The 10,476-nt window shown below is 67.9% G+C and carries 8 protein-coding genes; 3 read left to right on the top strand and 5 right to left on the bottom strand.

Annotated elements, in window-relative coordinates; genetic code table 11:
- Positions 1-57: 57 nt before the first annotated feature.
- Both QTN24_RS24855 and QTN24_RS24850 read left to right on the top strand, forming a co-directional pair.
- Positions 58-1,737 carry a site-specific integrase gene (locus QTN24_RS24855; protein WP_313840230.1) on the top strand — a complete coding sequence of 560 codons (1,680 nt, stop codon included), beginning with the start codon at positions 58-60 and terminating at the stop codon, positions 1,735-1,737.
- Between the two features lie 39 nt (positions 1,738-1,776).
- The gene (locus tag QTN24_RS24850; RefSeq protein ID WP_313840229.1) at positions 1,777-2,688 is read left to right on the top strand and encodes a flagellar brake protein; all 912 of its coding nucleotides are present in this window, start codon (positions 1,777-1,779) and stop codon (positions 2,686-2,688) included.
- 9 nt (positions 2,689-2,697) lie between these two features.
- Here the strand turns inward: QTN24_RS24850 and QTN24_RS24845 are convergent, their stop codons facing one another.
- Together QTN24_RS24845 and QTN24_RS24840 are read right to left on the bottom strand one after the other, a co-directional pair.
- Positions 2,698-3,600 (bottom strand): LysR family transcriptional regulator, encoded by a 903-nt coding sequence (locus QTN24_RS24845; RefSeq protein WP_124686615.1) that lies wholly within the window; start codon positions 3,598-3,600, stop codon positions 2,698-2,700.
- A gap of 94 nt (positions 3,601-3,694) precedes the next feature.
- Positions 3,695-5,494, bottom strand: a complete 1,800-nt coding sequence (locus QTN24_RS24840; protein WP_313840228.1) for a glycosyltransferase family 39 protein — start codon at positions 5,492-5,494, stop codon at positions 3,695-3,697.
- Positions 5,495-5,715: 221 nt separating this feature from the next.
- Here QTN24_RS24840 and QTN24_RS24835 point away from each other — a divergent pair, with 221 nt between their 5' ends.
- Positions 5,716-7,827, top strand: a complete 2,112-nt coding sequence (locus QTN24_RS24835; protein ID WP_313840227.1) for a TonB-dependent siderophore receptor — start codon at positions 5,716-5,718, stop codon at positions 7,825-7,827.
- 44 nt (positions 7,828-7,871) lie between these two features.
- Here QTN24_RS24835 and QTN24_RS24830 read toward each other — a convergent pair whose 3' ends face one another.
- From QTN24_RS24830 to QTN24_RS24820, 3 genes are all read right to left on the bottom strand, one after another.
- The gene (locus QTN24_RS24830) at positions 7,872-8,243 is read right to left on the bottom strand and encodes a PleD family two-component system response regulator (RefSeq protein WP_124686612.1); all 372 of its coding nucleotides are present in this window, start codon (positions 8,241-8,243) and stop codon (positions 7,872-7,874) included.
- A 3-nt stretch (positions 8,244-8,246) separates the two neighbouring features.
- The gene (locus QTN24_RS24825; RefSeq protein WP_124686611.1) at positions 8,247-9,713 is read right to left on the bottom strand and encodes an ATPase domain-containing protein; all 1,467 of its coding nucleotides are present in this window, start codon (positions 9,711-9,713) and stop codon (positions 8,247-8,249) included.
- Positions 9,714-9,960: 247 nt separating this feature from the next.
- Positions 9,961-10,278 carry a hypothetical protein gene (locus QTN24_RS24820; protein ID WP_313840226.1) on the bottom strand — a complete coding sequence of 106 codons (318 nt, stop codon included), beginning with the start codon at positions 10,276-10,278 and terminating at the stop codon, positions 9,961-9,963.
- Positions 10,279-10,476 lie beyond the last annotated feature (198 nt).

The raw sequence follows: 10,476 nt of genomic DNA, 5'->3' as shown, positions 1-10,476 counted from the left end.
CCATTGCGATAAGAAAAGTTATCGCAACGCGAGGACGCCGGTGCTAGACTCCCGCCGATGACAGCCCCCCAACCCCCGCTTTCCGCCTTTCCCGACGCCGATTCCCTGGCCACGCTGCGCGCGTGGCACGCGGGGATGTCGACGCGGGCCGCCGTCACCCAGTATCTCGATGCCGACCGCGCGCACGGCCAGTCGTCGCGCGGCATCCTCGGCCGCATCCGGCGGCAGTTGGCGGCCTACGCCCGCTACCGCCGGCGCGAGGACCTGGCCGCCCTGTTCGAATTCCCGGCCGCCGAACGGCCGCAGCGGGGCAGGGCGGCGGACCAGGCCATCGAGACGCTGCGCAACATGCCGCCACCCGCGCCGCAGATTGCCGATGACATCGGCATGTGGCTGGCGCCGGCGTCGGTGGCCGCGCTGCGGGCGCACGACATCCACACGCTGGCCGACCTGACCGTCCGCATCCCGCGCCGCCGCCAGTGGTGGGCGACGATTCCCGGCCTGGGCGTCAGCGGTGCGCGGCGGATCGAGGCGTTCTTTGCCGAATGGCCCGAGCTGACCGCCCGCGCCCGGGCGCTGGTCGCGGCCCAGCCCCGCGCGATGATCGTGCCGTGGGAGCAGATGGGCCATCTGCCGCATGAAGTGGACGGTTCGCTGGGCCAGTTCCGCGCGCCGCGCGAGACCTGCTCGCTCAACGCCGACAACGATTACGCGGCGGTGCAGGCGTGGCTGGCGCTCCATGAATCCCCGTCGACGCAGCGCGCCTACCGCAAGGAGGCCGAGCGCCTGATCCTGTGGGCGATCATCGAGAAAGGCCGGCCGCTGTCGTCGCTGACGACCGAGGACGCCACCGCCTACCGCAATTTCCTGCGCCAGCCCCGGCCGCGCGACCGCTGGGTGGGCCCGGCCCGGCCGCGCAGCGCGCCGGACTGGAAGCCGTTTACCGATGCGTTATCGCCGCGCTCGGCCGCCTACACGCTGCAGGTGCTGGGCGCGCTGTTCCGCTGGCTGGTGCAGCAGCGCTACGTGCTGGCCAATCCGTTTGCCGGGCTGAAGGTACGCGGCGGGGCCAAGACGGCGGCGCTGGACGTCTCGCATGCGTTCTCCGAAGGGGAATGGATGCTCACGCGCAGCATCGCCGACGGCCTGGAATGGTCGTACGGCTGGGAGGCGCCGGCGGCCCAGCGGCTGCGTTTCATCCTCGATTTCACCTACGCCACGGGCCTGCGCGCCAGCGAACTGGTCGGCGCCACGCTGCGCAACGTGGAAACCGACCTGCATGGCGACCACTGGCTGCATCTGGTGGGCAAGGGCGCCAAGGCGGGCCGGGTGGCGCTGCCGCCGCTGGCGCGCAACGCGCTGGACCGCTACCTGGTCGAACGCGGCCTGCCGGTGGCCCGCGCCCATTGGGACCCCGCTACGCCAATTGTCGGCAGCCTGGGCCCCGACGAAAGTGGGGGGATTACAGGCGCGCGATTGTGGATGATCATCAAGCGGTTCTTCTCGACCGCCGCCGACACGCTGGAGGCCGAGCGGCCGGCCACGGCGGAAAAACTGCGCCAGGCCAGCCCGCACTGGCTGCGCCATACCCACGCCACGCACGCGCTGGCACGCGGCGCGGAGCTGACCACGGTGCGCGACAACCTGCGCCACGCGTCGGTATCGACGACCTCGCTCTACCTGCATGGCGACAGTGTCAAGCGCGCCCGGCAGATGGAAGATGCCTTCGGCGGCTGAGCGTCCCGGCGATGGTCTGGGCCGGAAACACGAATCACCGTGGCGGATCGACCCGCCCACCACAACAAAGGGCTGACCATGCGCAGGGAAGTGCAGGCTGAAGAGATCGAACTGGGCCAACCGCTGAAGGCGACGCTGGTCGATGAACTGGGCTTTCCGGTCGCGGACGAAGGCACGGTGTTCCACGCCGCCGAGGAGCGGGAACTGGCGCTGCACGGCGGGCGCTGTTTCTGGGCCGATGGCGAGGCGCCGCTGCGGGCCGACATGCCGAGCACCGCCTGGCACGACCGGTATGGCCTGCTGGTCGGCACGCTGCTGCACGTCAAGCGGCCTACCGACGCGGCGCGCGCGGCCGTCAGCCGGCTGATCGGCTTCAACGACGGCGCCGCGTTCATCGGCTGGCCCAGCCTTGCCGGCGTGGCCGCCGAGATCGCCGATGGCGAAGTGGTGCTGTTCCGCGGGTTCTCGGGCACCAACATCCACAGTTTCTCGGCGCGCGTCCAGGCCACGTCGCGCACGCCGTTCCCGTACTGGATGCTTGACGATATCCGGCATATCGAGGCGCGCGAGATGCGCGGCAGCATCCGCGTACCGGTGCGGCTGGTGGGGTCGCTGGTGCTGTCCGGGGAACAGGCCCGGCCGCAGACGGTACTGATCACGGACCTGAGCACGGGCGGGGCGTCGATTTCCACGGCGTCGCCGCAGTTTGAAACGCCGGGGCAGCCGGTGCGGCTGGAATTCACGCTGCGCGCGGCGGGGCTGAAGCAAAAGCTGTCCGTCGAAGGATGGACACGGCAGGACCCCGACGCCGACGCGGCCGAGCCATTCCACAACGTCGGCGTGGCCTTCGATGCCTACGGCGAGCGCGAATCGCTGGTGCTGTACGCGTTCGTCCACGAACAGTTGCTGGAAAGCGCCACCATGCGGCCCGGCGTGAAGTCGCCCGACTAGGCGCGCCGGCTAGTCCTCGAACGGCCGGCGGCCCAGCGTGGCGACCACGTAGTCGACAAAGCAGGTAATGCGCGAGGCCAGGGCGGTGTTGCGGTAGTAGACCGCGTGGATCGGCTGGCGGACATCGAGCGTCTGGCGGGCGAAGAGCGGCACCAGCCGGCCGGACTGGCGGTCGTCGCGCGTCATGAAATCGGACAAGCAGACAATGCCCTGGCCGGCCAGCGCCAGGCTGCGCAGCGTCTCGCCGCTCGACGAGGCAATGGTCGGCTTGATGTGGACGATGCCCCCGTCGGCGGCGCGCAGCGGCCAGTCGTTCAGCGATTCGGGCTGCGTGAAGCCCAGCAGCGCATGGCCGGACAGTTGTTCGACCTTTGTCGGCGTGCCGTGCCGCTTCAGGTAGTCGGGGCTGGCCAGCACGCGGATACGGCTGGTGCCGATGGGGCGGGCATGCAGCGTCGAATCCTTGAGCGTGCCGATCCGGAACGCCACATCGGTGCGCTTTTCCAGCAGGTCGATGATGCCTTCGTTCGAATTGAGTTCGAGTTCGACGTCGGGGTAGCGCGCGCGGAAGCCTTCCACGAGCGGCACGATGACATGGAGCATGAATGGCGTGGCGGCGTCGACGCGCAGGCGGCCCACCGGACGCAGGCGGCGGGCGGCCATCTGCTCCTCGGCCGCGTCCACCATCGCCAGAATGGCGCGTGCCTGTTCCAGGAAGGCGGCGCCCTCCTCGGTCAACTCCAGTCGGCGCGTGGTCCGGCGCAGCAGCGTGGTCTGCAGCTTTTCCTCCAGCCGGCTCAGCGTGCGGCTGGTGGCGGATACGGTCAGCGACAGGTGATCGGCCGCCGCCGTGATCGAGCCAGTGTCCACGACGGCCACAAAGGCCAGCAGTTCGTCTATCGTCGTCTTCATTGTTGCGCGGGAATCAAGCCAGACCGACTTATACACGGCTCTGCCCGCAAATGTAAGACCGCCCGCCGACGGCTGTCGGACGCCTGAATGCCCGCTATGGGTGCCGCATGCCGAGCCGGATTTCGCGGGAATCGACGGGGCCGGGGGCGGCCTTGTTGCCCGCCAGCGCGGCCGGCAGCGGGGTGTTGCTGACCACCACGCGGTACCAGTCGCGGTAGACCACATAGGTATGCATCAGCGGCGAGAGTTGCAGGTAGGTCTCCGGCGACATGACAGCCATCGCCGCCTCGGGGCCGGCCCAGCGCTTTTCGAACGCGGCAAGGGTGGGAACGGCGCGGTCCGGCTCGATGTCGGTGCCGAACGTCAGCTCGTCGGCCGCGCCGACCATCGTCAGCGGATGGCCGACGTAGAACGGCAGCGTGTGGTCGAGCATCTGCACGCCGTACAGCGGCATCCGGGGCGTCAGCACCAGCCGCAGTTCCGGGGCCAGCGTGGCGCCCGACGCGGGGCCGTCCACGGTCTCGTAGCCGACCAGCGCCGTGCTGAAGCCCAGGTACATGCCCATCGCGTACACCGCCACGCTGCGCAGCACGCCGCGGCGCGCCAGCACGCAGGCGATGGCGATCGACACCAGCATGATCAGGAAGGCCGCGGCGACCCACACGGCGTAGACGCGCCAGACCGCGTTGGGCGTGTGGTTGGCATGCAGCGTCGCCACGAACGGCGCGGCCAGCAGCCCGCAGCCGGCAATCGCCGCCATGATCCGCAGTTGCCTGCGCCAGGCGGCGGGGTCGAGCTTGTCGAGCGCCACGCCGGCCAGCAGGCCGAGCGCCGGGACGATCGGCACGATATAGCCGGGCAGCTTGGAATGGGACAGGCTGAAGAACACGAAGATCGATGCGGCCCAGAGGCCGGCCATCAGTGCCGGCCGGAACGCGGGCGGCTGGCGCCCGTCCGTGCGGGGCACGGCCGCCCAGATCCGTGGCCACAGGCCGATCCAGGGCAGGAAACCGCCGACCAGGATCGGCACGAAGTAGGCGAGTGGGCCGCTCCGGGCGTGCAGGTTGGTCGTGTAGCGCTGCCAGTGCTCGTGGATAAAGAAGAAATGGAGGAATTCCGCGTTGCGGCTGGCCACCAGATAGAACCACGGCACGGTGACGGCCAGCATGACCAGCGCGCCCAGCACGGGATGCAGGCGCCGCCACAGCCGCCAGTCGCGCGTCACGGCCATGTAGACCAGCAACACCAGCCCCGGCAGGACGATGCCGACCAGCCCCTTGGTCAGGATCGCCACGCCCATCGCGGCCCAGCAGGCCAGCATCCACCTGCGGCGCGCGGCGGGCGCGGCGTCCGGGTGCTGGGCCATCAGCATGCAGGCCAGCACGCAGGACATGACGCCGGCCAGGGTCATGTCGAGCGTGTTGTAGTGGGCGGCGATGCTCCAGATGGGCGCGGCCAGCAGGGCCAGCCCGGCAAAGGCGGCGGCCCGCAGGCCAAACCATCGCCACGTGGCCAGCATCGTCATCGCTATGCCAAGCAGGCCGGCCAGCGCCACCGTCAGCCGGGCCTGCCACTCGCCGATGCCGAACAGCGCGTAGACCACGGCCGTCGTCCACATGTGGAAGGGCGGTTTCTCGAAGTACTTCAGGTCGTTGTAGCGGATGGTGACCCAGTCACCGGTGGACAGCATCTCGCGCGAGATTTCCGCGTAGCGGCCTTCGTCGGGCCCGAGCAGGTGACCCAGGCCCAGCGGACCGAACCAGAGGAGCAGGGCGGCGGCAACCCACAGGGCAGTCCAGCCTGCGCCGGACAGATGGGGGGCGATCGATCCCTGGCCATACAGCGGTACGCCGGCCGGCCGGAGGTGTGGGGGCCGGGGCTTGTGGTGAGGCATGGGGATCGTCTCTGCGTCAGGCGGTGGATCGGCCGGCGCCTGCCCGTGGAGGACGGGCCAAGCGCCGTCGCGCAGAGTATCCGACGGACCTTAAAAAAACCTTAACGCCGCCGGGCCGCGCAACAGTTTCACCCGTTTGGAGCAAATTCGTTGACGGCGCAGGTATCGAAAATGATAATCGCTCCCATTCAAAGAATTACAAAACCATTACAGTCAGGGAAATGAGCCGTTATCTGCACAAGAAGTACGTCCGTGTTAGCGTTTCGATCGGACCCGCGTTGTTTTTCCATGTCGCGCACGCCCAGAACGTGCCCGCCGAACCCCAGACACTGCCTTCCGTGACGGTCCGCGCCGATGGCGACAAGGACCTCGGCACCGGCTACAAGCCCACGTCGACGGTCAGCGCCACCAAGACCGAGGCACCGCTGCGCGACGTCCCGCAAACCGTCAACGTGGTGACCGCGCAGGTCATGCAGGACCAGCATGCGACGTCGATCCAGGACGCGCTCAAGAACGTGCCGGGCGTGAGTTTTTCGTCGGGCGACGGGCAGCGCGACCAGGTGTCGATCCGTGGCTTCAGCGCCATTGCCGACCAGTTCGTCGACGGCATCCGCGACGACGCGCTGTACTTCCGCGACCTGTCCAACGTCGACCGTATCGAGGTCATCAAGGGGCCGGCCGCCGTGCTTTACGGGCGGGGTTCGTCGGGCGGCCTGATCAATCGCGTCACGAAGAAGCCGGGCATCGACGTCACCGATTTCGCGCTCAGCTACGGCATGTGGGCCGACCGCCGGGTGGAGGGCGACGTGGGCCGCACGTTCGGCAACGGCGCCGCGGCATTCCGCATCACCGCCGCCCACGAGGAAGCCAACAGCTACCGGTCGCAGCAGTTCCTGAACCGGACGGCCGTGGCGCCGTCTCTGGAGCTGCGGCTGGCCCCGCAGACCACCGTGCTGCTGCAGGCGGACTGGCTGGAAGACCGCCGCGTCACCGACTTCGGCGTGCCGGCGTACCAGGGCCGTCCCGTGCCGGTGGACCCGTCGACGTACTACGGCGCCGCCAACGCGCGCGATGCCGACTACAGCCAGAGCCGCGTCTACTCGGGCACGGCCACCGTGAACCACCGGTTCAACGACAACTGGTCGATCCGCAACGCCACGCGCTACTACCACTATTCGCTCGACCGCAACAACACGCTGGTGGGCTCGGTCAACGAGACCACGCGGCGCGCATCGCTGACGCACAGCAACGTCTACCGCGAAGAACACGGCTGGTTCAACCAGACCGACCTGACGCAGAAGGCCGAATTCTTCGGCATGAAGCACGAGCTGCTGTATGGCGTGGAAGTGGGGCAGCAGAACAAGGACCTGGTCAACTACTCGCGTGCCAACGTAGCGTCGGTGGACCTGTTCAACCCGGTGCTGCCGGTGCTGCCGCGCCTGGTGGGTGGCACGCCGGCCACGAGCAACCTGGGCGTGTTCAAGACGCTGGGGCTCTACACGCAGGACATGATCCAGTTCTCGGAACAGTGGAAGGCGCTGGTGGGCGTGCGCTACGACCGCTTCGAGCAGGAAACCATCCAGCGCCTGCCGGGCCAGCCGAACCTGGCGCGCACGGACAACGCCTGGAGCCCGCGCGCCGGACTGGTCTGGCAGCCGTCGAAGCAGCAGTCGTACTACGTGTCGTGGAGCCGGTCGTTCCAGCCGTCTGGTGAAGCGTTCTCGCTGGCGGCCAACAACGCGCAGCTGGCGCCGGAGACGACGCGCAATACCGAAGTGGGCGCCAAGTACGACTTCCTGGATGGCAAGGCCAGCACGACGGTGTCGCTGTTCCGGATCGAACGGACCAACATCAAGGTGGCCAACGCCACCGGCACGGCGCTGATCCCGATTGGCGAGCAGCGGACCGACGGCCTGGAACTGAGCGGCGCGGCGGAACTGGGCGGCGGCTGGCGCATGCTGGGCGGCTACGCCTATCTGGATGCGGTGGTCACGCAGTCCACGCCGGCGCTGCAGGGCAAGCAGGCGACGCTGACGCCGCGCCATTCGGGCAATGTCTGGCTGACCAAGGACCTGGGCCACGGCTTTGGCCTGGGCGGCGGGCTGAACCTGGTGGGCGCGCGGCAGGCCGATCCGGCCAACACCGTGACGCTGCCGGGCTACGTCACGGCCGACATGGTGGCCTGGTATCGCCGGGGCAAGTTCGAGGCGCAACTGAACCTCTACAACATCTTCAACCAGGGCTACATCGTGTCCGGGCACGGCTCCAGCCCGAACCTGAACCTGCCGGGCGCACCGCGCAGCGTCATGGCGACCCTGCGCTACCGGATGTAAGGCAGTACGGGACGGGCCGCCAGTGGGCGGCCGGGCTCTTTTGGCTAGTTGCCGCGGCCGTCCCTGGCGAGCCGCATCACAATGTCTATCACGTCGACCGGCAGGCAGGGTTTTTCGAGCACGACATCGAACAGGTGAGGATGCTGGCGGCCGATCTCGGCCTGCGCAGCGGTGAGCAGGATGATGGGGATGTGCGCCACCGCCTGGTCCGCCCGCAGCGCCTGCGCGACTTCCAGGCCGGTCATCACAGGCATCATGAAGTCCGTGATGACGACGTCCGGCACCAGGTCTGCCACCAGGCGAATGCCTTCCTCGCCATCGGCAGCCGTGCGAACCTCGAGCCCCTCGGCCTCCAGCATGAACGCCAGCGCATCGGCATTCATGGTTTCATCGTCAATGACGACTACCGTTGCCATGGCTTAGGACCTGGTTTGGGGTTGGGCGCCTGTGAAAACTGAAACAGAATCCGGTTCGCCTGGATGTTGGGACACGATCAGGCGGTTGGCGACCCGCAGGCCTCCGGGACCGATCACGACGTCATGGAACGTGGTGTCGAACGCGCTGTCGCGCATCTTGACGACGCCCACGAACCGCCGCAGCTCGCCGCCCAGCCTGACGTGCCGCAGCAGCATCAGGTTGTCCATCAGGCTGCTGTAGTCGGGCAGGGGATCGGTGCCCGTCAGGCTGTTGAAATCGGGCACCTCCAGCGTCGCCACGGTGGAAACGCCTGCGGCGCGCAGTTCATTGGTCACGGCCGTATAGAACTCGACCAGGCGGCCCTGGTGGAAGGCAGACCGCTGGAACCCCGTCACGCCATCGATGAACACCCGGCGCACGCCATGTTCGCGCACGGCGGCGAGCAACTGGTGGCCCAGCAGGTCCAGCAGGTTCTCCGTCATCGGATTCCAGAGGATGTACAGCGCGCGGGAGCGCTCCAGCGCATCGAGGTCGATGCCCAGCGCGCGCGCCTTCGCCTTCAGCCGCAGCGGCGATTCGTAGAACCCGAAATAGAGCCCGGGCGACTCGGGGGTGACCAGGCTCAGGAAATTGATGCCGAACGTCGTCTTGCCGCTGCCGGCCGCGCCCATGAGCAGCGTCACCGAACTGGCTGGCAGCCCGCCGCCGATCAGCGGTTCCAGGCCCTGCACGCCGGTTTCCAGGCGCGCGTGTTCGAGCCATTCGTCGCTGGACGGGGTGTCGTGCAGCGCCTCCAGGCGCGGATAGACGTCGATGCCGTGGTCGGAGATACGATACTGGTGCAGGCCGCCCAGCGCGGCACTGCCGCGCGACTTGGAGATGCGCATCTGGCGCACGGTCCGGATGCCGACCAGTTCTTCCTTGAGCTGGATGACGCCATCGACCATCGTGTGCTCGGGGCTGACATCGTCGATGCCGGCGCTGGTCAGGAAGAAGACGGTGCAGCCGGTGAACGCCGCGTGGCTCTGCAATTCGGCCACGAACGTCTTGACGTCCAGCGCGGACTCGGCCTTGTCCTTGGCAATCAGCAGGCCGTCCAGCACCAGCGTGTCGCACTGGTTGCGCGCCATTTCCTGGCGCAGCGCCTTGACCAGCGCCTGGAGCCCCTGCTCCTGCAGGATCTTGAACAGGCTGATGTAGAAGACGTCGCGGCCGACCGCCGCGCCATCGTAGAAATCGAACGTCGCCAGCGCCTGGAACAGCCGGTCATGCGACTCCGCCAGCAGCGTGACGTAGAGAATGCGCCCGCCGGCCTTGACCTGATGGAACGCGATCTGGTTGGCCAGGATCGTCTTCCCCGCGCCGGGACTGCCCTGGACGATGTACGTCGCCCCCTGCACAAGGCCGCCGCAAAGAATCGTATCAAGCCCCGGTACACCGCTTTGGACGCGCACGAGCTGTTTAGTCATAACTGGATCGATAACAGGCCCGACCGCGAAGGCTGGCCCAGAAGGGGAGTGCAGGGACGGGGGCGACCCCGGATTGGGCGATTCTATCCCACCGGGGTGCAGTTGACGCGGCTCGTTGTGGCCGGCTGCGGTCGGGCCAGACGCAGCGGCCGGGCCCGATGGCCGCAGTGGCCGCCGGGCGGTGCGCGGTGCGGGCCGCGCGGGCATGTCCGAAAGTGCGGTGACGATCGGCTAGCGCATTGGCAGGCTATCGCGAACTTTTCGCGCCATCGGTGTAGGGATCAGCCTTGCGCGCGCCATCCGTGAACGGATCCGCCGTCTTGCCCGGCGCCAGGCTCGAAGCGGTCGGCTGACGGGCGCCTTCGGTATAGGAGTCGAACTTGCCAGACTTCGCACCATCGGTGAACGTATCCGGCTTGCCGGTCTTGGCCCCGTCCAGATACGGATCCGGCTTGGCCGTCTTGGCGCCCTGGGTGTACGGATCGACCGACTTGGTCTGGGCATGCGCCAACGGCGCGGCGACGACGGCGACTGCCATAACGCTGTGCAGGAGTGTCTTGATCATGGGGAAACCTCAACGTGTCGGGTGGCATGGACCGCTATGACGCCTGGGGCGGCAAGCGGCGTGTCTCAGTCGGTTGCAAGGATGGTGCCGGTGCGTGGGAGGGCCTCGTGGGGCTGGGGCGGCACTCGGGAGGCGGTTATGGGTGGCAGGGATGCTTGGGGAGGCAATTTTTACTGGCATCTTGTATTTAACATAACA

It is taken from the genome of Cupriavidus sp. SZY C1 (assembly GCF_032190535.1).
GTDB lineage: Bacteria > Pseudomonadota > Gammaproteobacteria > Burkholderiales > Burkholderiaceae > Cupriavidus > Cupriavidus pauculus_C.
Note: the sequence above shows the minus strand (reverse complement) of the source record. Positions and strands in the feature narration are given on the sequence as shown.